The 21716-nt window shown below is 67.5% G+C and carries 15 protein-coding genes; 9 read left to right on the top strand and 6 right to left on the bottom strand.

Annotation, left to right across the window (positions count from 1 at the left end):
- Positions 1 to 14 precede the first annotated feature (14 nt).
- A complete protein-coding gene (pbpC, locus tag LK542_RS17690) occupies positions 15 to 2090 on the bottom strand; it encodes a penicillin-binding protein 1C (protein ID WP_227812909.1) in 2076 nt (691 codons plus the stop codon).
- Positions 2090 to 7816 carry an alpha-2-macroglobulin family protein gene (locus tag LK542_RS24845; protein ID WP_267877557.1) on the bottom strand — a complete coding sequence of 1909 codons (5727 nt, stop codon included), beginning with the start codon at positions 7814 to 7816 and terminating at the stop codon, positions 2090 to 2092. The genes pbpC and LK542_RS24845 overlap by 1 nt, the downstream gene beginning before the upstream one ends.
- 369 nt (positions 7817 to 8185) lie before the next feature.
- Between LK542_RS24845 and LK542_RS17675 the strand changes: the two genes are divergently transcribed.
- The 3 genes from LK542_RS17675 (at position 8186) to LK542_RS17665 (ending at position 11246) form a co-directional block, all read left to right on the top strand.
- On the top strand, positions 8186 to 9172 hold the full coding sequence (locus LK542_RS17675; protein WP_227812908.1) for a tripartite tricarboxylate transporter substrate binding protein BugD: 987 nt from the start codon (positions 8186 to 8188) through the stop codon (positions 9170 to 9172).
- Positions 9173 to 9259: 87 nt separating this feature from the next.
- Entirely contained in the window at positions 9260 to 9736 is a 477-nt protein-coding gene (locus LK542_RS17670; protein ID WP_227812907.1) for a tripartite tricarboxylate transporter TctB family protein, read from the top strand.
- A 4-nt stretch (positions 9737 to 9740) separates the two neighbouring features.
- Entirely contained in the window at positions 9741 to 11246 is a 1506-nt protein-coding gene (locus LK542_RS17665) for a tripartite tricarboxylate transporter permease (RefSeq protein ID WP_227802479.1), read from the top strand.
- 202 nt (positions 11247 to 11448) lie between these two features.
- Here the strand turns inward: LK542_RS17665 and LK542_RS17660 are convergent, their stop codons facing one another.
- Together LK542_RS17660 and LK542_RS17655 are read right to left on the bottom strand one after the other, a co-directional pair.
- Positions 11449 to 13818, bottom strand: coding sequence for a DNA polymerase II (locus LK542_RS17660; RefSeq protein ID WP_227812906.1), 2370 nt, complete (start codon positions 13816 to 13818; stop codon positions 11449 to 11451).
- A 4-nt stretch (positions 13819 to 13822) separates the two neighbouring features.
- Positions 13823 to 14623: a ferritin-like domain-containing protein gene (locus LK542_RS17655; protein WP_227812971.1), complete on the bottom strand. Its 801-nt coding sequence runs from the start codon at positions 14621 to 14623 to the stop codon at positions 13823 to 13825.
- A 99-nt stretch (positions 14624 to 14722) separates the two neighbouring features.
- Here LK542_RS17655 and LK542_RS17650 point away from each other — a divergent pair, with 99 nt between their 5' ends.
- From LK542_RS17650 to LK542_RS17640, 3 genes are all read left to right on the top strand, one after another.
- Positions 14723 to 15265 carry a hypothetical protein gene (locus LK542_RS17650; protein WP_227812905.1) on the top strand — a complete coding sequence of 181 codons (543 nt, stop codon included), beginning with the start codon at positions 14723 to 14725 and terminating at the stop codon, positions 15263 to 15265.
- Positions 15266 to 15559: 294 nt separating this feature from the next.
- Positions 15560 to 16117 carry a cysteine hydrolase family protein gene (locus LK542_RS17645; RefSeq protein WP_227812904.1) on the top strand — a complete coding sequence of 186 codons (558 nt, stop codon included), beginning with the start codon at positions 15560 to 15562 and terminating at the stop codon, positions 16115 to 16117.
- Between the two features lie 105 nt (positions 16118 to 16222).
- Positions 16223 to 16783 carry a hypothetical protein gene (locus LK542_RS17640; protein ID WP_227812903.1) on the top strand — a complete coding sequence of 187 codons (561 nt, stop codon included), beginning with the start codon at positions 16223 to 16225 and terminating at the stop codon, positions 16781 to 16783.
- Here LK542_RS17640 and LK542_RS17635 read toward each other — a convergent pair.
- On the bottom strand, positions 16746 to 17531 hold the full coding sequence (locus LK542_RS17635) for a LytTR family DNA-binding domain-containing protein (protein ID WP_227812902.1): 786 nt from the start codon (positions 17529 to 17531) through the stop codon (positions 16746 to 16748). The genes LK542_RS17640 and LK542_RS17635 overlap by 38 nt on opposite strands.
- On the bottom strand, positions 17528 to 18646 hold the full coding sequence (locus LK542_RS17630) for a sensor histidine kinase (protein WP_227812901.1): 1119 nt from the start codon (positions 18644 to 18646) through the stop codon (positions 17528 to 17530). The genes LK542_RS17635 and LK542_RS17630 overlap by 4 nt, the downstream gene beginning before the upstream one ends.
- Positions 18647 to 18979: 333 nt before the next feature.
- Between LK542_RS17630 and LK542_RS17625 the strand changes: the two genes are divergently transcribed.
- From LK542_RS17625 to LK542_RS17615, 3 genes are read left to right on the top strand one after another with little or no spacing between them, the layout of a single operon-like run.
- A complete protein-coding gene (locus LK542_RS17625; protein ID WP_227802485.1) occupies positions 18980 to 20143 on the top strand; it encodes a sialidase family protein in 1164 nt (387 codons plus the stop codon).
- Positions 20143 to 20838, top strand: a complete 696-nt coding sequence (locus LK542_RS17620; RefSeq protein WP_227812900.1) for a hypothetical protein — start codon at positions 20143 to 20145, stop codon at positions 20836 to 20838. Before LK542_RS17625 ends, LK542_RS17620 begins: the two co-directional genes overlap by 1 nt.
- A gap of 3 nt (positions 20839 to 20841) precedes the next feature.
- Positions 20842 to 21654 carry a hypothetical protein gene (locus LK542_RS17615; RefSeq protein ID WP_227812899.1) on the top strand — a complete coding sequence of 271 codons (813 nt, stop codon included), beginning with the start codon at positions 20842 to 20844 and terminating at the stop codon, positions 21652 to 21654.
- Positions 21655 to 21716 lie beyond the last annotated feature (62 nt).

The raw sequence follows: 21716 nt of genomic DNA, 5'->3' as shown, positions 1-21716 counted from the left end.
CGTTCGCACGTTTGCTAGTTACCCCGCACCTCGAAGCGGCTGGTCGATACGGCCTTGCCTGAACCATCCACCAGTTCCAGGCGGTGCTCGCCGACGGCAGGATGCCAGGCCAAAGGATTGGACGCCAGGCCGACGTCCTTCCCGTCCAGTCGCCAGCGGTGCTCGCCCGCCCCCTGGGCCTGGAACAGCACGCGTTCCACGCCGTCCGGGATGTCCGGGTCCACCGCCACGATGCTGCCATCCACCGGATACACGATGCGCGGTGAACGGCGCGCGGCCGGCACGGCTTCCACAAGCGCCGTCTCGGTCCCGCGCAGGAACCATTCCTCACGCGCCGGCTCGTGTGCGGGCTGGTAGCTGACGGCTTTGCGCACCACGCCCGCCGGCGCCGCAGCCTGCCGTCCGGGCCGGTCGCGGTGCAGGAAGTCCATTACATCGCGCCACACTGGCGCCGCTCCTGACACACCCGACACGTCCCACATCGGCTGACCATTGAAGTTGCCCACCCAGACGCCAACCGTGTAGCGGTCCGTATAGCCGATGCACCAGTTGTCGCGCATGTCCTTGCTGGTGCCGGTCTTCACAGCGCTCCAGTAGGCAGTGGCGAGGTCGCTGCGTAGCCCGAATGTCGGGCTGCGGGCGCCGCGGTCGGCCAGGATGTCGCCGATGACGAAGGTGGCGGCGGGATCGAGCAGTCGTATCAGCGGCTCTTTCGCGCGCGGCCGCAGCGTCGGCGTCCCCTGGCGCCCGCCATTCGCCAGGGTCCGGTAGGCATTGCTCAGTTCCAGCAGCGTCACGTCGCTTGAGCCCAGCGCCAGCGAGGGGCCGTAGAAGTCGGCGTCCTCGCTGAGGGTGCCGATCCCCAGCGCGCGCAAGCGCTCGTGGAAGCGCTCACCGCCGGCCAGCAGCAGCGTGCGCACGGCAGGCACGTTGAGCGAACTGGCCAGGCTGGTGCGCACACTGGCATAGCCCCGAAATGCGCGGTCGTAGTTCTGCGGCACGTAAGAAGCGCCCCCTAGCGCGATGTCGACCGGGCTGTCGTCCAGCAGCGAAGCGGCCGTGAGCAGGCGCCGCTCGAGCGCCAGCTGGTACAGGAAAGGCTTGAGGGTGGAACCGGCCTGTCGCGGCGCGGCGACGCCGTCGACCTCGCCCTTGCCGGTATTCGCCACATAGGCCAGCAGCTCGCCGCTGGCATTGTCGATGACGACCACGGCGCCGTCGCCGACGTTGCGCTCGGCCAGTTCGCGCACATGGCGGCGCAGCGCGTCGAGCGCGGCGGCCTGCACCCGCGCGTCGAGGGTGGTGCGTACGCCGCTACCGGCGTTCCCGAGCAGCCGGCGCAGCGCAGGCGGTGTGTTTGCCTGGGCTGCTGGGGCCGGACGCGCCAGGGCCACGGCGGCGCGCCATTCGACGGCGGTGCAGTCGCCGGGCAGCTTCAGCTCCTTCGCCAGCTGGCAGGCGCGCCGCGCCACTGCTTTCGGCGCGGCGGAAGGTGCGCGCAGCAGCGCGGCCAGGATCGCCGATTCGGTACCGTCCAGGCCCGAGGGCGCCTTGTTGAACAGCGCACGCGAAGCGGCGCCGACGCCCTGCAGCTCGCCACGGAAAGTCACCAGGTTCAGGTAGGCTTCCAGGATCTGCTGCTTGCTCCAGCCGGCCTCGATCTCGCGCGCCGCCAGCACCTGGTCGAACTTCTGCATCCAGCTGCGGCCGTCCTTCGCCGCCCGCAGTTCCGCATCGAGCAGGCCGGCCAGCTGCATGGTGATGGTCGACGCGCCGCGCGGGCGCTGGCGGAACAGGTTGTCCCAGGCCGCCTGCCCAGCCGCGCGCAGGTCGATGCCGCCGTGCTGCATGAAGCGCTGGTCTTCCGCTTGCAGCACGGCCACCCCGAGTGCGGGCGAGATATCGGCCAGGCTCACCCAGTTGCCGCGCCGGGCCTTCAGGTCGACGCGCACGGAATCGAGGGCGACGCCATTGCGGTCGAGCAGGCGTGCCTCGGACGGCTGCCAGGCCGCGCGCACATCAAAGGGTGTGGGCATTGCCGCCACGGCGAACGCCGGCAACAGCAACAGCAGCGCAGGAACGAGGCGCATCAGCGTCCCACCACCACGGGCGGATTCGGCGCCTCACCGAACATCTCGGGGTTGTACATGGCTTCCACCCGGGTCGGCGGCAGCGCGAAGCGGCCGTCGTTGTTCAGGCGGACAGTGTACTCGATGCTCCACTTGCCCTTCGGGACCCAGGCATAATAGGCGCGGAAGGCGCCGGCGCTGCGTTCCTGGAAGTCCGGCTGTACCCAGCCGCGCTGGACTTCGCCTCCGGTAGCGATCTGCGAGTCGCCGCCCAGGCCGCTGCCGAGGATGCTGGCGCTGGCGGGAATCGGGTCGTCCACGACCACCCAGTTCATGTCGGCCTGCGCTTCCAGGTCCAGGCGGACCCGGTAGACGTCGCCGCGTGTCCACACGCCGGCCGTCTGCTGCTCGACCGGGGTGATGCTGCGCGCGATCCTGTAGCCGCTCGAGAGCGGGGCCTTGAGCGGGATCGCGGCCAGGCTCTGGATCGTGGCCCAGGGCTTCCCGCTACCCTCGTGGCGGATCGAGACCGGCGCTGCGCCCTGCGGCCAGGCCTGCAGCACGCTGCCGGGCACGCTGCCGCTCCAGTGGTTGTCGGCCAGCTGCACGCTGCTCTTTCCCGTGACGGGAACCGCCTCGAATTTGTCCGAGAATTTGCGCATCGCCAGCGCGCCCCAGGCATTGGCCAGCGTGGTCTCCCAGTGGCCGCGCTGCTGGCGCCCGAGGCTGCCGCGCGCGATGCGCCCCATGTCGGCCTGCCAGGCTGGATTGTCGAGCATGGCCAGCAGCAGCCGGTTGGCGTTCGCGTCGGGCGAGGCCATCAGCCACCACCAGTCGTCGCTGCGCTCGGTGGAAAAGCCCATGGTGCTGCCCTGCAGGTTCAGGCGCGAGCGCAGGATGTGCTGGGCCTGGGCCAGCAGCTCGTCGCGGCGCGTTAGCCCCTCGGAGCGCTGCAGGATCAGGTACCAGTCGACCACGGCAGACGTCGGCCACAGGTTCGGCTGGATCTGGAAGGATAGCAGCCAGTTGTCGCGCACCGGCTGTCTGCGCGACAGGGCTTCCAGCGCCGCGATCTTGCGCACCGCCAGCTCGCCGGTGCGCAGGCTGCTCCCGCGCACGATGCGGCCTTCGACGAAGGCGACCAGGGCCGCTTCCATGCGCTCGCGCTGTTCCGGCGCGATGTCGTAGCCTGCTTCCGCCGTCACCGACAGTACATAGGCAGTCAGGGCGTCGTCGCCCAGGCCCATGGTGGCGAAGTATTTCAGGAGGCCGTCGCCGTCGAGGTGGGCCGGCAGCGTTGCGGCCACCTCGCGCCACATCTTCTCGTCGCCGAGCGCCACCGCCTTCGAGGTGCGCTGCTCGAAGCAGGAATACGGATAGCGCGCCATGTAGTCGCGCACGCCGGCCATGCTGCCCGCCAGCTGCGGGCTGAAGCTGGTGCGCACGCCGCCCTTGCCGGGAACTGCATCGCCCGGGCGCTGCACGGTGATCGACTTGGGACCGTCGACCTGCAGCAGGGTTGCCTGGTAGGTCCGCACCGGCACCGCTTCGCCCACTTTCTGCGTCACGCGGATGCTGTCGCGTGCGGAAGCGCTGTTCGCCTCGACCTCCCAGCGCAGGCTGCGCGCCTGCGGCACAGTCACGTCCCAGAACACCTCGCGCGCCTCGCCCGGCTCCAGCTTCACGGCCTGCGCCGGCAGTGCCTGCGGCCCACGCTCGTCGGCCGCCATACTGGCACCCAGGCGGACCTCAAAGCCTGCGTCCGAGGCGTTCCGCACCGTGAAACCGGCGCGCAGGCGGTCGCCCTCGCGCACCAGCGTGGGCAGACCGGACAGCAGCATGAGGTCCTGGGTGCTGCGGATGTCGGCAGAATCGGTGCCGAACAGGCTGGTCCCCGCGCTGGCCACCGCCACGATACGGAAACCGGTCAAGGAATCGTTCAGCGGCACCGTCACCTCTGCCTCGCCGTTCGCATCCAGCACGACCTTGCCCTTCCAGAGCAAGAGGGTGTCGAACAGCTCGCGGCTGGCGCCACGGCCGCCGCCGCCGCCATGCGCCACCGACTTGCGGCCGAAGTGGCGCTTGCCCACCACCTGCATCTGGGCGGTCGAGGTCTCGACCTGCTGGCTGCGCGGACGCATCATGGCGTCCAGCAGCTTCCAGCTGTCGTTGGGCTTGAGTTCCAGCAGGCCCGTGTCCACCGCCGCCAGCGCCACCTCGGCCCCAGCGGGCAGCGGCTTGCCATCAGGGCGCCTGACCTTGACCCGGACACTGGCGCGTTCGCGCACCTTGTACACCTGGCGCTCCGGCAGCACCTGCACGTCCAGCTCATGCGCGGCCCAGCCTACCTTGACCGGTGCGATGCCAAGCTTGTAGGCGGGCTTGCCCAGGTCCACCAGCGCGGTCGGCTTGGCCCCGGCCACGCGCCCGCGCACCACCAGCGCCGACACGAACACATTGGGCGCATAATTGGCCTTGACCGGGATCGAGATGGTCGGGTCCTTGCTCGATACGCGCCGCACATAGGTGTCGAGGATGCCTTCGCGCTCCACCGTCACCAGCACCGTGGCATCGCGGAAGGGCGAGCGCACCTGGAAGCTGGCCTGTTCGCCCGGTTCGAAACGCGGGCGCGAGGGAAGCAGGTCGATGCGGTCGTTGTCGGAGACGTCGAACCAGCTCTCCTTCCTGCCCGCCACGTAGACCTCCTGCTGGCTCACGGCGGCGCGCCCTTCCGCATCCTGGACACGGGCGCGCAGGATGATGTTGCCCTCGCCCGGGGCCGGTACATCGCACAGCAGCAGGCCACGGACGTCGGTGCGGCCCGAGCAGGCGCCATCGATGCGCTTGATCTCGCTGGTCGATTCGTAGGCATAGAAGCCGCCGACCAGGCGCCGCCGGTGCGAGCTGTATTCGCGGCGGAAGAAGTCGACTGTCGCCTCCCTGCCTGGCGCCGGCCGGCCGTCGACGCTGACTACCGCCACCTGGAACTTCAAGCGGTCGCGGCTCATCCAGTCGCCGTTGCGGATGCCGACCGCCAGCGCCGAGGGCCACAGCGGCACCCGAGTGGAGGCGGTGAGGGTCTCGCCGTTCGGGTCCTGCCAGCTCAGTTCCGCCAGCAGGCTGCGCGGCCGGTCCAGCGCCGGCAGCTCGGGCACCTCGATGCGCGCTGCGCCGTTGCGGTCCAGGACCACACGCTGCGTGCGCGGCGCCACGCCGGTACGCTCGCCTTCAAGCGGCATCCCGTCCTCACCCTCGCCTTCATCGTCGACGTATTCGCCGCCGCCCTCGCCCGTCTTCTCGATGCCTTCCTTGACATCGCCGCCGCCAAAGCTAAAGCCTTCGAAGGCGTCGAAGTGAGTGTATGAATCCTCGACTACAGTGCGCAGGGTCGTTTGGGTCTTGCCGGCCGGGCCGCCGTTCAGGTAATTGAGCTGGGCGTCGATCGCCAGTGAGCGCGCCGCGACGACGGGTTTTGCGGGACCTTTCAGCACCGCCTTCATGGTCGGCACACGGAACTGCTCGACCCGGAACTCGCCCGCCACCTGGTTGCCGATTACCACCTGGTAGCCCCCGAGCTTCGATTCTTCAGGTATCTTCCATTCCCCGTGGGCCTGGCCTGCAGCGTCCCAGCTGAGTGGCAGCGCGATCTTGTCGCCGCTGCCCTGGTGGACCAGCCAGGCCTTGCTCGGCACCGCCGCGTCTTCGACGGTGTCCTCGCCCAGCCAGGCATAGTCCGGCCGCGGCGCCTTGTCCTTTGTGTAGACCAGCGCCATCCCGCTGCCGACGCGGCGCCGCAGGAAGTGCTTCATGTGCACCGTTTCGCCGGCGCGCAGCAGGGTGCGGTCGAGCACGGTGGCGACAATGCGGGTGTCCTCGCCCAGGCTTCCCTGCTGCAGGTTGAAGCGCCAGGGCTCGATGCCCTGCTGCCAGGTCGACAGGGTGAACGTAAAGTCTTCGCCCTTGCGCGCACTGACAAACAGATTGTCACCGCACTTGGCGCGCGGCAGCGCTTCGCGGATGCGCGCCACACCATCGGGGCCGGTCGTGCCCGACCACAGCTGGCGGCCGTCGCAGTCGCGCAGCGCCACCCGGGCGCCCGCTACCGGCCGGCCCTTGTCCAGCGAGGTCACCCACACCAGCGACGACTCGGCGCCACGCTTGAGGTGGGCCGCCATGTTAGTGACCAGCGCGGCGGTGCGCACGTAGGCGGTCTGCTCCTTGTCATTCAATGCCTTGCCGAGCAAGGGGCTCGCCACCTCGACCACATAAAAGCCCGGCTTCTTCAGGGGAATGCCGATGACTTCGAAGGCGCGTTTGCCGCCCGGCTTCGGCAGGGCGAAGCGCTCAATGCGGCCCGCGTCGTCCTTGGCGACGTTCCGGCCCAGCAGCGACACCTTCAGGTTGCCCTCCGGCTGGCGCCAGGGATCGCGTCCATAGGTATTCAGCCTGGTCAGCCAGGCCAGCACGTCCTGTTCGCGCTCGACCCGCAGGCTGGCGCCGCTGCGCACGGCCGTGGCCAGCGCGGGTTCGACGTTGCGCACTGTGACGGGCAGCAGGCGGTCGCCGTGCGCCTCCAGGATGCCGAAAGGCGCTGCGAACTTGACCAGCGGCGGCTGGCGGTCCACCTTCAGGCTGAGCGATTTGCTCCGCACGGCCAGGGGGCGCCCGGCGTCGTCGCGCAGAGAATCGGGAACGCGTAGATCCAGCGTCGCCAGCTCGCGAAATGGCCCGGTGAAGCGCACCGATGTCGCAGAACCGCCCTTCGCTTCCTCGTCCAGCACCGGGGCGTGGCGCTTGCCGCCGCTTTCCTCCAGCACCAGCTTGCGCAGCTCCTCGCTCGCTACCGGAGCACTGAACTCGACCCGCACCGGCAGGAAGGGCACGCAGCCGGCGCGCGCATTGGTGCGCTCGCAGTGCAGGCTGAAACGGAAGTCGGGCCGGGTGCGGAAGGCCAGCTCCTGGTCCTCGATGGTGGCGACGCCGTTCGGCGCCGCCACGCCCTTGCCCCAGACCAGGGTGAAGTCCGTGTCGGCGGGCAGCGTGCGGCGGCACTGCAGCGCCGCCACCGGCAGCTCCGCATCGATCTTCGCGCGCAGCGGCGCCTTGGCTACCCAAACCCGGCCGCGCGCCTTGAACCACACGATCAGATGACGGTCGATGAAGTCACGCCGCAGCGCCAGCAGGCGCTCGCGTTCCTCGCCCTCCAGCAGGCGCACGCCGATCTTCTCGTTGACGCCGCCGGCGCGGCACCAGGCATGGCGCTCGATCGATTGGGGCGTGGCCGGCGCGTCGAGCGCCAGCAAAAAGACCTGATTCTCGTCGAGCTGGCTGCCTTCGAAAGGCTGCATGCGGATCACCGCGGGGCCACCGGTGGTGAAGGCGAAGGCACGCTGCCCGCCCACCGGCTGGCCGGCCAGGTCGCGCAGGCCCTCGCGCAGCGTGAAGCGGCAGGCGCTGGCGCCCGGCAGGTCGCGCTCGAAATCGTAGCTCCAGATGCTGCCGTCGACCCAGCGCCCGGCACCCCCGATCGCCAGGCCGGGACAGTCGACCGTGAACGGGCTGTCGCCCCGCGGATCGCCGAAGGCCGCCATCGGCTGCGAGAAGCGCGCGACCACCTGGCGCACCGCCTTGACCTGGCCCTCGGGACTGAAACCCTCGACGATGGTCGGGGCCGGGCCTTGCGCGAGCGCGCCGTGCGCGCACAGGAACAGGGCCAGGGGCGCCAGCAGGCGGTTCAGGGCACGCATTGTCTCTCCAGGAGCCGCCGGGCCCGGGACGGTGTCCCGGGCAAACCCGGCGATGCTCGACAGTACAGACGAGTGTGTCGAGCGTGTATGTTTTTGTCAACACAGAGTGCAGCTGATTTGCCAGAACATGCCGGGCGCATGGCGCTGGATGCGCGTCAGGACGGCAGTTTTCAAATTGTTCAGAATCTTTTCCGGCATGCCATACGGGTTTCCACGTAGTTGCAAATCTATCTATTTGCTGGTACAACAAGCCGTACGTATGGACGCGCTCCATGGCGACTGGCCCGATTCGTCGCGGCCCGTCTCGTGCTTGTCCCTGCGTCGCCAACACAATAAACCGAGACAAACCGAGGTTAGAGGAAGACACCGATGAAAACCACATTCCTGCGCTCCGTCGCCGCCATCGCCCTGGTGGGCGCTGCAACAGTTTCCGCAAGCGCTTCGGCCCAGAACTACCCCACCAAGACCATCACGATGATCGTGCCCTTCGCCGCCGGCGGACCGACCGACACCGTGGCGCGACTGGTCGCCCAGTCGATGGGCAATACCCTGAAACAGCAGATTATCATCGAAAACGTCGGCGGCGCCGGCGGCACCATCGGCGCTGCACGCGTGGCCAAGGCCTCCCCGGACGGCTATACCCTGCTGCTGCACCACATCGGCCACTCGACCGCCCCGGCCCTGTACCGCAAGCTGAGCTACAACGCGCTCACCGACTTCGAACCGGTCGGCCTGGTCACCGACGTGCCGATGACCCTGATCGCCAAGAAGGACTTCCCTGCCAAGGACTTCAAGGAGTTGCTGGCCTACGTGAAGGCCAACAAGACCAAGGTCACCTATGCCAACGCGGGCCTCGGTTCGGCTTCGCACCTGTGCGGCATGCTGTTCCAGACCGCCATCGGGGTCGACCTGACCACAGTGCCGTACAAGGGTACCGGCCCGGCCATGAACGACATGCTGGGCGGCCAGGTCGACATCATGTGCGACCAGACCACCAATACCACCAGCCAGATCAAGAGCGGCAAGGTCAAGGTCTACGGCGTCACCACCAAGCAGCGCCTGGCCTCGATGCCGAACGTGCCGACCATGAACGAAGCCGGCCTGCCGGGCTTCGAGGTGTCGGTGTGGCACGGCGTGTACGCACCGAAAGGCACGCCGAAGCCGGTGGTCGACGCCCTGTCGAACGCCCTGCGCGTGGCGCTCAAGGACCCGACCGTGAAGCAGCGCTTCGCCGACCTCGGCACCGAGCCGGTAGCCGAGAACCGCGCCCGTCCGGAAGCCCTGCGCGCCCACGTGAAGGCGGAAGTTGACCGCTGGGGCCCGATCATCACCAAGGCCGGCCAGTACGCCGACTGAGCGCTCGCCAGCTCCGCGGGAGGCCGCGCGGCGATTGCCGTGCGGCCTTGCACCACCTGACAACAACAAGCAACAAGGGGTTTCGCTGTGGCTTCCACCATCCGCCATCCGAAGAATTTCTGGATCGGCATCATCTTCGTCACCTTCGGGCTCGCTGCCGTGTATTTCGGCCGCGAGCTCGGCATGGGCACCGCCGGCCGCATGGGCCCCGGTTATTTTCCGACCGCCCTCGGTTGGCTGCTGGCCTTCGTCGGCCTGATCGACATCGTGCGCGCCTTCATCGGCCGCCATTCCGAGGCACACGACGCAATCGGCACCTTCCATTTCAAGGATATCGCCATCATCCTGGGCGCGGTGCTGCTGTTCGGCGTCCTGATGCGCGGCGCCGGCCTGGCCGTCGCCGCCTTCGTCCTGGTCATGCTGAGCGCGTATGCCAGTAAAAAGTTCCAGCTCGGCAGCACGCTGCTGCTGGCGGTCGGGCTGACCCTGTTCGCCGTGGTCCTGTTCGTCAAGCTGCTCGGCTTGCCGATGCCGATCATCGGCCCCTGGCTGAACGGAGGCTGACAACATGGAAATCATCGCCAACCTCGGACTGGGCCTGGAAACGGCCTTCACCCTGACCAACCTGTTCTACTGCCTGGTCGGCGTCTTCGTCGGCACCGCCGTCGGCGTCCTGCCCGGCCTGGGCCCGATCGCGACCATCGCGATGCTGCTGCCGGCCACCTTCGGCCTGCCGCCGATCTCGGCCCTGATCATGCTGTCCGGTATCTACTACGGCGCCCAGTACGGTGGCTCGACCACGGCCATCCTGGTCAACCTGCCGGGCGAATCGTCCTCGGTCGTCACCGCCCTCGACGGCCACCAGATGGCGCGCAACGGCAATGCCGGCAAGGCGCTCGCCACCGCTGCGCTGGCCTCCTTCTTCGCCGGCACCGTCGCCACCGTCCTGCTGGCCCTGTTCGCGCCGCCGCTGGCCGAACTGGCCCTCAAGTTCGGCTCGGCAGAGTACTTCTCGCTGATGGTGCTCGGCCTGGTGGCCGCGGTGGTGCTGGCCAGCGGTTCGCTGCTCAACGCGATCGGCATGGTGCTCCTCGGCCTGCTGCTCGGGCTGATCGGCACCGACGTCAACTCGGGCGCACAGCGCTACACCTTCGACCTGCCGGAACTGGCGGACGGCATCAATTTCGTGATCGTCGCGATGGGCATGTTCGGCATCGGCGAGATCATCCGCAACCTGGAGCATGACGAAGACCGCACCTTGATGATGAAGAAGGTCACCGGCCTGATGCCGTCGAAGAGTGACCTCAAGCGCATCGTGGCGCCGGTGCTGCGCGGTACCGGACTTGGCTCAGCCCTCGGCATCCTGCCGGGCGGCGGCGCCATGCTGGCGTCCTTCGCGTCCTATTCGATCGAGAAGAAGATCTCGCCGAATGCAAAGGAATTCGGCAAGGGCGCGATCGAAGGCGTAGCGGCGCCGGAGGCGGCCAACAATGCCGGCGCCCAGACCTCGTTCATCCCGATGCTCACCTTGGGCATCCCCTCGAACCCGGTGATGGCCCTGATGATCGGCGCCATGATCATCCAGGGCATCCAGCCGGGGCCTGCGGTGATGACCGAGCAGCCGGCCCTGTTCTGGGGTCTGATCGTGTCGATGTGGTTCGGTAACCTGTTCCTCGTGGTCCTGAACCTGCCGATGATCGGCCTGTGGATCAAGATGATCATGGTGCCCTACCACCGCCTGTTCCCGGCGATCCTGATGTTCTGCGCGATCGGGGTGTTCAGCCTGAACAACAACCAGTTCGACGTCTACCTGATGGCGCTGTTCGGGCTGTTCGGCTACATCTGCGCCAAGCTGGGCGCGGAACCAGCGCCGATGCTGCTCGGCTACATCATCGGGCCGATGATGGAAGAACACCTGCGCCGCGCGCTGCTGCTGTCGCATAGCGACCCGACCGTGTTCGTGACGCGTCCGATCAGCGCCACCCTGCTGGGCATGGCCGCCCTGTGCCTGATCGTGGTGATGCTGCCGGCGCTACGCAAGAAACGCGAGGAAGCCTTCCAGGAAGAAGACTGAGCACGAAACGCCGCCCACCCGGGCGGCGTTTTTCATTCGGAAATTGTAGGGTGGGCGGGTTCCCCGCCCACGCGGTCATAGTTATGATACGAACAGCTGCACGGGATGCAGTGCTGTGGATTGACCGCGTGGGCGGGAGACCCGCCCACCCTACGGATGAGCGATAACTCTGGCATTAGTCCATCTGGGCGGCATTTTTCATTCAGAACAGCGCACCCTGAGGACTGGTAAGGCGCGCGAAGCTGTCTCCCAGGAAGGGCAGGATGGCGTCGGCGATCGGCTCGAGCTGCTTGGTGAGGTAATGCTCGTAGTCGATCGGCGCGCGGCGAAGTTCGAGCGGTTCCGGTCCGGCGGTCGTCATCACGTAGCGGATCCAGCCACCCCTGCGGTACTGCGCAGGACGACCCTGGCCCGTGTGGAAGTCGTCGGCCATGCGCGCCGCGCGCACGTGCGGCGGGACGTTGCGCTCGTACTCGTCGAGCGGGCGGCGCAGGCGCTTGCGGTAGACCAGCAGCTCGTCCAGCTCCCCGCGCAGGGTGCGCGCCACGTAGTCGGCCACCCAGGCTTCGTAGGGCTCGCGCTTGAAGACGCGCAGGTACAGCTCCTGCTGGAACTGCTGGGCCAGCGGCGACCAGTCGGTGCGCACCGTCTCCAGTCCCTTGTACACCACCTCCTCGCTGCCGTCAGCGTGCGTCACCAGGCCGGCATAGCGCTTCTTGCTGCCTTCGTCCGAGCCGCGCACGGTAGGCATCAGGAAGCGCGCGTAATGGGTGTCGAATTCCAGTTCCAGGCTGGATGCCAGCCCGTACTCGGCCTCCAGGTGTTCGCGCCACCAGGCGTTGACCTGTCCGACCAGGGCATGGCCGATGCGCTCGGCGCCTTCCTGGCCGTGCGGCCCGCCCAGCCACACGAAGGTGGAGTCGGTATCGCCATAGATCACGCTGTAGCCCTGCTCCTCGATCAGGGCGCGGGTGCGGTGCATGATGTCGTGGCCCCGCATCGTGATCGAGGAAGCCAGGCGCGGGTCGAAGAAGCGGCAGGCGGTGGTACCAAGCACGCCGTAGAAAGCGTTCATGATGATCTTCAGCGACTGCGACAGCGGCGCATTGCGTTCGCGCTTGGCCGCTTCGCGCCCCTCCCACACCTGGCGCACGATGCCGGGCAGGCAGTGGCGTGCGCGCGAGAAGCGCGCGCCGCGAAAACCGGGCACGGTGGCATCCTCCGGTTCGGCCAGGCCGGCCACCAGCCCGACCGGGTCGATCAGGAAGGTGCGAATGATCGAGGGGTACAGGCTTTTATAGTCGAGCACCACCACCGAGTCGTACAGGCCCGAGCGCGAATCCATCACGAAGCCGCCCGGACTGTCGCCGGCGGCGACGTCGCCGATGTTCGGCGCGACGAAGCCCTGGCGGTGCATCAGCGGCATGTAGCGGTGCTCGAACGCCGCCACCGAGCCGCCGCTGCGGTCCACCGCCAGTCCGGTGACGCTGGCGCGCTCCAGCAGGAAGCGGCACAGCTCCGTCTTTTCGAAGATGCGGGTGACGAGTTCGCAGTCCTTCAGGTTATAGAAGGCCAGGGCCGGCTTGTCTTCCGCGAACATGCGGTTGATCTCGTCCATCCGGCTGTAGGGATTGTCGATCGCCTTGCCTTCGCCCAGCAGGGTTTGCGACACCGACTCGAGGCTGAACGAGGGAAAGCTGTAGGTGGCCGAGCGCAGCGCCTCGATGCCATCGATGACGAGGCGCCCCGCGATCGACACAAAAAAATGCTCGGAGCGCCCGTGCTCGCGGGTCTCGATGGCGCTGCCGTCGCGTCCCAGCCTGAGCGGTCGACCGGCGCGTTCGGCGGCCTGCACCAGCATGCGCATGTCGAACTGGATCACGTTCCAGCCGATGATCGCATCCGGATCGTGGCGGCGCATCCATTCCTCGAAGCGGTCCAGCAGCGCGGCCCGGCTCTCGCAGTATTCCAGGTCAAAGTGGCGCGGCGCGTCGATGCCGTTCGGCTCGCCCAGCATGTAGACCTGGCGCTGGCCGCAGCCCTGCAAACCGATGCAATACAGCTCGCCGTGCTGATTGGTCTCGATGTCGAGCGAGACCAGGCGTAGCTGCGGGCGGTAGTCGCCGTCAGGTTTGAGCTGGGCATCGACGATCAGGCTGGGGTCCTGCCCATCCGGTGTGCCGTGTACCAGCACCGGCGCGGTGATGAAGCGCTCCATCAGGTAGCGCTCGGGCGGACGCACGTCGGCCTCGTAGACGTCGACCCCGAATTCGCGCAGGCGCTTTTCCACGCGCAGCAGCTGGCGGTACTGGCGGCAGTACAGACCCAGCACGGGTCGGTGATGGAAGTCGCACAAGCTCAGTTCGCGCAGCTCGCAGCCGCGCTCCGTGCCCAATACCAGTTCGGCCGTCTTGCGCTGCTCCAGCGGCAGGAAGGCGACCGGGGTCTGGAGGGGCAGGCGTACCCGGCGCGCACCCTGTTCGGTCGCGATCCAGAAGTCGACCTCGACCCCGGCGTCCGTGTCGCGCCAGTGGCGCGTCAGGAGAAAGCCCTGCAGCGGCGTGGCATCCATGGGTCTAGGCGAAGCGCGCCAGCTCCGCTTCGCTGAAGCCCGCCTGGCGCCGTGCTTCGATATTGAATGGCCCCTTGAGCATCGGCGCTTTATAGCGCAGCGTCAGCTCGCCGTAGGTCGCGATCGGCTCAAGGCCGCGCAGGCCGCACAGGTACAGGTACCAGCGGTTGCCGATCTCGACGTGGCCGACTTCGTCGCGCAGCAGCACGTCGAGGATGGCCGCCGCCTCCACGTCGCCGGCCTGCGCCAGCTTGGCGCGCAGCGGCGGGATCGCATCCAGTCCGCGCGCCTCCAGCGTGCGAGGAACAAGGGCCATGCGCGCCAGCACGTCGCCGCGGGTCTTCTCGACCATCTCCCACAGGCTGTCGTGGCCCGGGAAGTCGCCGTAGGCGTAGCCGAGCGTGTTCAGGTGCGCACACAGCATCTCGAAGTGCAGCGCCTCCTCGCCCGCCACCCGCAGCCAGTTGCTGTAGTACTCCGGCGGCATGCCGGGAAAGCGCCAAAGGGCGTCCAGCGCCAGGTTGACGGCATTGAATTCGATATGCGCCAGCGCATGGATCAGCATGGCCCGGCCCTCGACGGTGGCCATCGAACGCCGTCCCACCAGTCGCGGCGGCACCAGTTCCGGGCGCGCCGGGCGCCCGGGAATGACGTCCGGCGCGCCGGGCAGCGCGTCACGATCGAGGGTGGTCTCGCCACGCGCGTGGGCCGCGACCAGCGCCGCCACACCCGCCGTCTTGGCGGCTGGATCAAGGGCGAGCAGGGATTGCAGAGCGCATGCGCGAAGCTCCAGCGGTTGCGCCATCATCAAACCTGTAGATATTAGAAAAGTGCTAGTGTATCAAAGCCTGCTAGCGGCTAGCGGCTGGGTTACCATGGGAGCCCGACCATTTACACACTCGCCATGTCAGATCACTTCACGATCAGGTTCTTAAAGAGCGTAACACCTCAGCCAGGTGATCCAACGTTCTCAATCCTCAAGACCCACCTGCTCGTCGAGGATCTACTTCGAACATTCTTAGAGCAGCGGGCTGCTAATCCCGCTGCTATGAAAAAGGCGAAACTCACGTTCGCTCAGGCCTTGCAAGTAACGCGAGCATTTTGCACCGACGTGGATCAGGACCACTGGATTTGGAAGGCGATGGGAAACTTGAACAAACTCAGGAATGATCTCGCGCACAAGCTTGAGCCTGAAGAACTGCATAGCACGGCTGAAACCTACGCTTCAAACATCCTCACTTCGATAGGCATACCTTTACCGAAGCCACTAACCGATGCACAGAGAGCAGAGATGGTGGAGGCGATAGGAACAGCAGTATATGCGGAGGCGGTCGAGTCCTTCGCATCCGCTTCGTATTCGAGAGTAGATATAGCCAACAGCGGCCTTTATGGCGCAGTGCTAGCTGCGCTGGGATTTGACGAACGCGGAGGTATCCGGACGATATAACAGCTGTGGCGAGTGTAAACGCAAAGGGCCATGAAATCATGGCTCCCCGGCATCCAGAAACACAGGCATTTCAAGCGCCGCCGGGAACCCTACAGTAACCTCGCTATGCGGCAACGGTCTTCGACGCAGCCGTTTTCGAGGAAGGACTGCAGGAAGCAGGCTTGCTCCGTCGGTGCTTGCGCTGTTGTTTCACCTTCATAAATAACAGCAGCATTAGGGTAACAACGTAGTCGTCTGCATATCTCGGTAGTCCCTGCGGTACCATAAAGGTCAAGACCATTTCCGGACCTGCCCATGCAACGCGACCAACCCGCCCTCCTGATCATCGACATGCAGCAGTGCATGGCCGACCCAAGCGCCGGCGCCCGCAACAACCCGCAGGCGGAAGCCAATATCGACCTGCTGCTGGACGCCTGGCGCGGCCGGCGCGGGCCGGTGGTTCATGTGCGCCACATGTCGCGTTCGCCGGACTCCGGCTTCGCTCCCGGCCAGCCGGGCGCCCAGTTCCAGCCGGTGTTCGCGCCGCGTCCGGGCGAACACGTGGTGGAGAAGAACGTCCCGGACGCCTTCATCCAGTCCACCCTGGAGCGCTGGCTGCGGGTGCGCGGCATCGAGCGGCTGGTGGTGGCGGGCGTGAGCACCAATATTTCGGTCGAATGCAGCGTGCGCAGCGCCGGCAACCTCGGTTTCCAGGTGATGGTCGCCGCCGACGCCTGCTTCGCCTTTGCACGCCGCGATTACACGGGCGCGCTGCGCAGCGCCGACGAGGTCCACGCGATGTCGCTCGCCAACCTGGCGGCCGAGTACGCGAAGGTGGAGAGGACGGCCGATATCCTGGGCATGCTCGACTGAGGGCGCCGAGCCATTTTACCCAAGGCGAGTTGTGGCAAAACAAGCAAGTGCGCTAGGATCGACGCATCGGCCTCCCGATCCCTGCCTTTGCGAAGGAAACGCGCCATGTTCGACCGCCCTGCCCCGCAGTCTCGCCTCATCCTCGCTGCCACCGCCCTCGTCGCCGAACTATGCCATCTGGGCTGGGAATACACGCACGGCGGCGTACCGGCCCACCACCTGCTGAACAATCCCGACCTGCCCGCGATCTCCAACTGGTGGGGCCTGCTGGTGGTGCCGCTGCTGGTATGGTTCCTGGTCGGCCGCATCCAGCGCCGCGCCGCCAGCCTGACGCAGGGCGGCAGCCACGAGCGTTTCTTCACCCAGGTGCGTCTGCGCTTCGTCGCTGCCCTGCTGTGGGGCGCGACGCTGGCGATCGCTTTCACCCTCGGCCACCCGGCCGTTACCTGGATTTTCTTCGGCGCCTTCGCAGTTGGCCTGTTCGTGCATGCTTATCGCGCGGAATACGTGCTGGGCTTCGCACTCGGCATGAGCTTCACCTTCGGCGCGGTGCTGCCGGTACTGATCACATCCGTCATCGCCGCCTGCTCGTTCACGGTCCACCTGGTGTTGGGCGCCGCGCTGCGGCTCACATCTGCCGGAACAGGTGGGCGTAGACCGGGCTGACGCGCGGCTGCTCGGGGCGGTGCTTCAGCTTGAGCATCACCTTGCCCATGTCGTCGCGCGCGGCGCTTGTCACGCAGGCCATGTTCACCACCATGCTGCGGTTGATCTGCCGGAAGCGCGCCGGGTCCAGTTGCGGCAGCAACTCCTTGAGCGGCACCCGGATCAGGGCTTCGTTCTCGGCGGTCGCCACATTGACGTACTTGTCGCTGGCCTGGAAGAACACCACGTCCGAGACCGGAATCATGCGCACCACGTTGCCCACGGCCGCGCGCACGAAGTCGAGCCGCTCGGGCGCGACTGCGGCCGGCATCAGCGCCTGCAGGCGGCCGACCAGCTGCTCGAGCGGGTCGGCGTCCTGGCGGCGGCTACCCAGCAGCGCCTGCAGGCGCTCCACCGTGCGCGCCAGTCGCGTCTCGTTGACCGGCTTGAGCACGTAGTCGGCCGCGGCCTGCTCGAAGGCCTGCACCGCGTAGTCGTCGTAGGCGGTGACGAACACCACGTGCGGGAACGGCGCGGGACCTTCCCAGCGCTCGGCCAGCTCCTCGGCCGCCTCGATCCCCGTCTGGCCCGGCATCTTGATGTCCATGAACAGCACGTCGGGCCGCGTGGCCAGGGCCTGCTCGACGGCCGCCACGCCGTTGGGCGCGGTGCCGACAATTTCCAGGCCGGGCCACAGCGTGGTGAGGGTGCGGGCCAGGGTGGCCGCCAGGATCGGTTCGTCTTCTGCAATCAGGGCGCGGATGTTCATGCGGTCTCCAAAGGTAGGGTCAGGCGCACCAGCGTGCCTTGCGGCTGGCTTGGCGCGAGCAGGATCGAGGCGCGCTCGCCGTACAGCACGCGCAGGCGTTCGCGGGTAGTGGACACGCCCACGCCGCCACCCTTGCTGGACGACTGGCCCGGCCCCAGCCCGGTGTCGAGCACGGTGATGTCGAGCAGGCCGTCGCGGCGCTCGGCGGCGAGCGTGACTTCGCCACCCTCGATCTTCGGCTCCAGCCCGTGGACGATCGCGTTCTCGACCAGCGGCTGCAGCAGCATTGGCGGAAGCCGCAGCTGGCGCAGCTCCTGCGGCAGCGCCAGGCGGTAGCGCAGGCGCTCGCCCATGCGCACGCCCATCAGGCCGAGGTAGGCTTCCATCGCGGCGAACTCCTCGCCCAGCGTGGTGCTTTCGGCGCGCGAGACGCCGAGGGTGGCGCGCAGGTACTGGATCAGCTGGTCGAGCATGGCGTTGGCCCGGTCCGGGTCGATCGCGATCAGGCCCTGCAGATTGGCCAGGGTATTGAAGAGCATGTGCGGCTCGATCTGGGCCTGCAGCAGGCGCAGCTGGGCCTGCACGGCCTGGCGCTCGATGGTCTCGGCGCGCAGCTGGGCCGCATGGTGCTCCAACCTGGCGCGCTGGAGGTTCTCGCGGTGTTCGATGGTCCAGGTGCCGGCGACCAGCACCATGAAGGTCAGCACTACCATGCTCAGGCGCGGCAGGGTCGGATACTCGAACAGCGAGGGCGTCGGATGCAGGAACAGCGGCCCGACCACCTGCACGGCTGAAAAGTGGACCACGGGAGCGGTCAGCGCCGCCAGCGCGACCAGCGCTGCCCACTGGGCGCGGGTCCGGGCCGGCCCCGGCCACAGCAGCAGGCGTGCACTGTCGACGATGGCGAAGCCCGTCACCGAAATGAAACAGGAGTACAGCAGCTGTTCGTACAGGGTTTCCGGATGCCCGACCACCAGGGTGATGATCAGCGCCGCCCCCCCGCCGACCAAGGCGGCGAAGCGCAGGTCGCGCAGCAGGCGCAGGGCGAAGCGCGGCTCAGCCGGAGGCGGATGATCGAGGTGGCGGCTTGCTGTGGCCTGGAGCAGGCTGTTCATACTGTCTCACTCCGATGTGTTCAAGATGAGCGCATTCTGCCGAGCCGATGCTATTGCGGCAAGTCGCAGGGCGACGAAGTCCCGAAACCGGCCCGTGAACCGGCTATCCGTTCGACCGAAGTGTGGCGCGGGAGCCCTGTAAATACGAAAGTTCCATGTCACATTGTGAGCTCTTTCCTGTAGGATAGCGGCTTTGCCAGGTTATAGCTCAGCCAGCTTCGTCCCGAAAGAGACCGCGGAATGCCCGTTCCGCCTGGACGCGAACCCTGCAGTTCTCAAACCTGTAACAGTCAACGTGTCGCGGACCCGGCCAGCCCGGTCCGCCGGGAGTGTATGGAGCGTCCCCTGCCACCGCGCGCTGCTGCGCGCAGCCGCATCGCCCTTGCCTGCATGACCGTGGTGCTGGTCATCGGCGCCGCCGAAGCGGCGCGCTGGACCCGCAGCGCCCGCGCCGCCGCCGCGCCGTCGACCCTGCCGTCGGTCGTGCCCGGGCGCGCGACCCTGTCCGAGCTGTCGCGTTCCCTGATCCCGATGCCGCGCAACACGCCCTCCGCCCACGCCAGCGCCATGGCCACCCTGCCGGGCGACCGCATGGTGACCTTCTGGTGGGCCGGCAGCCGCGAGAGCGGTCCGGACGTCAAGGTCTACGCATCGCAGTGGCACAACGGCAAGTGGGGCGAGCCCTGGGAAGTCGCCAGCCGCGATTCGCTCGGCAAGGCACTCGGCTTCGGCGTGCGCCGCATCGGCAACCCGGTGGCCTGGACCGACCGCAGCGGCCGCATCCACCTGTATGTAGTCGCCACCGGCCTGGGCGGCTGGGCAGCCTCGCGCGTGGCCCACATGGTGTCCTCCGACGAAGGCGCTTCGTTCCAGATGAAGCGCGTGCTGCCGATGTCGCCGCTGTTCAATACCAGCGTGCTGGTGCGCACCAATGCCGTCGGCCTGGTCGACGGCGGCTGGTGGCTGCCGGTCTACTTCGAGCTCGGCATCAAGTACCCGATGCTGATGTCCTTCGGCCCGGACGGCGAGCCCGCCGGTCTGGGGCGCATCGGCGCACGCACCACCACGCTGCAGCCGGCCATCGTGCCGGTCTCGCGCAACGAGGTGCGCGCCTGGATGCGCGACGCCAGCGACGAGCGGCGTGTGCAGCACGCCTACAGCCGCGACGGCGGCGCCAGCTGGGAAGACCTGCCGCCGCTGGACCTCAACAACGAAAGCACCTCGCTGGCCGCGCTGCGCCTGGCCAACGGCGACTTCCTGATGCTGCACAACCACATGGGCGCCCGCGATTCCTCGCGCAGCACGTTGCGCCTGTCGCTGTCGAAAGACGGCCAGACCTGGCAGAAGGTGGCGGACGTCGCCACCGGCGGCGCTGGCGACGAGTTTTCGTATCCAACCATGCAGCAGGTCGGCAATGAGCTGCACGTTACCTATACCTTCCAGCGCCAGGCGATCGCGCATCACCGGTACCGGATCAGCATTGGGGAGAACATCTGATGGCATTGCCTGAACTCGGATTGCAGTTCGTGTACGCCCGCCTGGCCTGGGGCCTGGTGCTGGCCGCGCTGGTCGCGGGTGCCTGGCCGGCAGCCTGGCGCATGCCGCCGCGCGCGCTGGCCGGCATCGTGGCGGGCAGCCTGCTCCTGATGGCGCTGCCGGGTGCGGCCTCGCCGGCCTGGCACCTGGGCCTGGCCTTCCAGTACCCGAGCGCGCTGCTGGCCGCCCTGTGCGTCGCCCGGCTCCATGCGCGCTGGCGCGGCGAACGTCCAGGGACCATGCCGACCCAGCTGGCGGCCGCACTGGCGCTGGGCGGCGCGCTGCTCTACCTCGACGCCTTCGGCCTGCTCTCGCGTGGCTTTTACTATGCGGGCTTCGGCCCTGGTGCGGCGCTGTGCGCCGTGCTGCTGGCGGGGGCCTGCGCCTGGTCCGTGCTGAAGGGCCGGGCGAGAAGGACTTCCTGCGCCGTCCTCGGCGCCCTGCTGCTGTTCTCGCTCCTGCGCCTGCCGAGCGGGAACCTGGCCGATGCGCTGCTCGACCCGCTGCTGTGGGCCTGGGCCCTCGTTTCCCTCGGCGCCGCCGCCCTGCGCGCCCTGCTCGGCCGCACTAGCCGCGCGCAGCCGGCCGCGGTCCAGCATGAGCTGCCGGCGCTGCACAGCACCGGCAACGAACCGTTTTCACCCATTAAGGAGTAATCAGTGGCCAACAAGCAGTCGCTTCTTCATCCCGCCATCGCCACCGGGATCGTCATCAATCTCTTCATCCTCTTCCTGGCGCTCGCCAACCGGGGCGACACGGCCGCCCTGTGGCACATCCTGATCGAGGACGGCATCGTCGAATGGATGCAGTTCCTGTGCTTTACCGTGATCTCGATGCTGCTCGGCTTCGCCTTTTTCGAGCGCCTGAAACGCGCCGACCGCGGCGTGCTGGAACTGCTGGCGCTGGGCGGCCTGAGCCTGCTGTGCGCATTGGCGGCGCTGGAAGAGATCTCCTGGTTCCAGCGCATCCTGAATGTGCAGTCGTCCGAATACTTCCTGCAGAATAACCGCCAGGGCGAAACGAATATCCACAACCTCGCGGTCGGCGACGGCAGCCTGCACAAGAACGTGCTGCTCAAGCTGATCGCCATCGCCGGCCTCACGCACAACCTGATCCTGCCGCTGGTGGCGCGCTTCAAGCCGGGCGTGCGCAGCTGGGTCGAAAAGCTCGGCCTGTACCTGCCGCCGCTGTCGGCTTCCATCATCTACCTGGTGCTGGTGGCGCTGTCGCATGCGCTGATCGAGCATCCGCGCAAGGGCGAGCTGGGCGAGATGTTCGGCGCCGTGCACTACCTGGCGACCGTGTTCGCGGCCTACTTCGCCGGCGTCCAGTACACCCGCCCGACCCTGTTCGAGAACCCGGCCGACATCCGCCGCTTATCAAGGCTGTTCGCCAGCTGGATGGTCTTCCTGCTGCTGCTGGCCTGGCTGCTGAGCGCCGGCGCGGGCGCCGGCGCGCCTCCTGCTGTCTGACGCTGTCGTAGGGTGGGCGGATTCTCCGCCCACGCGGCGATAGCTAGCTGCGAGATCATCCG

Source organism: Massilia sp. IC2-477 (assembly GCF_020707265.1).
Lineage (GTDB): Bacteria > Pseudomonadota > Gammaproteobacteria > Burkholderiales > Burkholderiaceae_D > Telluria.
The sequence above is the reverse complement of the archived record's forward strand: the minus strand, read 5'-3'. Positions and strand labels throughout refer to the sequence as shown.

Bases quoted from the DNA above. Each gene is read 5' to 3' on its own strand.
- LK542_RS17665 (WP_227802479.1), top strand. From the start codon at position 9,741: ATGGAAATCATCGCCAACCTCGGACTGGGCCTGGAAACGGCCTTCACC.
- LK542_RS17635 (WP_227812902.1), bottom strand. From the start codon at position 17,531: ATGAACATCCGCGCCCTGATTGCAGAAGACGAACCGATCCTGGCGGCC.
- LK542_RS17650 (WP_227812905.1), top strand. From the start codon at position 14,723: ATGTCAGATCACTTCACGATCAGGTTCTTAAAGAGCGTAACACCTCAG.
- LK542_RS17640 (WP_227812903.1), top strand. From the start codon at position 16,223: ATGTTCGACCGCCCTGCCCCGCAGTCTCGCCTCATCCTCGCTGCCACC.
- pbpC (WP_227812909.1), bottom strand. From the start codon at position 2,090: ATGCGCCTCGTTCCTGCGCTGCTGTTGCTGTTGCCGGCGTTCGCCGTG.
- LK542_RS17660 (WP_227812906.1), bottom strand. From the start codon at position 13,818: ATGGATGCCACGCCGCTGCAGGGCTTTCTCCTGACGCGCCACTGGCGC.
- LK542_RS17655 (WP_227812971.1), bottom strand. From the start codon at position 14,623: ATGGCGCAACCGCTGGAGCTTCGCGCATGCGCTCTGCAATCCCTGCTC.
- LK542_RS17675 (WP_227812908.1), top strand. From the start codon at position 8,186: ATGAAAACCACATTCCTGCGCTCCGTCGCCGCCATCGCCCTGGTGGGC.
- LK542_RS17645 (WP_227812904.1), top strand. From the start codon at position 15,560: ATGCAACGCGACCAACCCGCCCTCCTGATCATCGACATGCAGCAGTGC.
- LK542_RS17620 (WP_227812900.1), top strand. From the start codon at position 20,143: ATGGCATTGCCTGAACTCGGATTGCAGTTCGTGTACGCCCGCCTGGCC.
- LK542_RS17625 (WP_227802485.1), top strand. From the start codon at position 18,980: ATGGAGCGTCCCCTGCCACCGCGCGCTGCTGCGCGCAGCCGCATCGCC.
- LK542_RS24845 (WP_267877557.1), bottom strand. From the start codon at position 7,816: ATGCGTGCCCTGAACCGCCTGCTGGCGCCCCTGGCCCTGTTCCTGTGC.
- LK542_RS17630 (WP_227812901.1), bottom strand. From the start codon at position 18,646: ATGAACAGCCTGCTCCAGGCCACAGCAAGCCGCCACCTCGATCATCCG.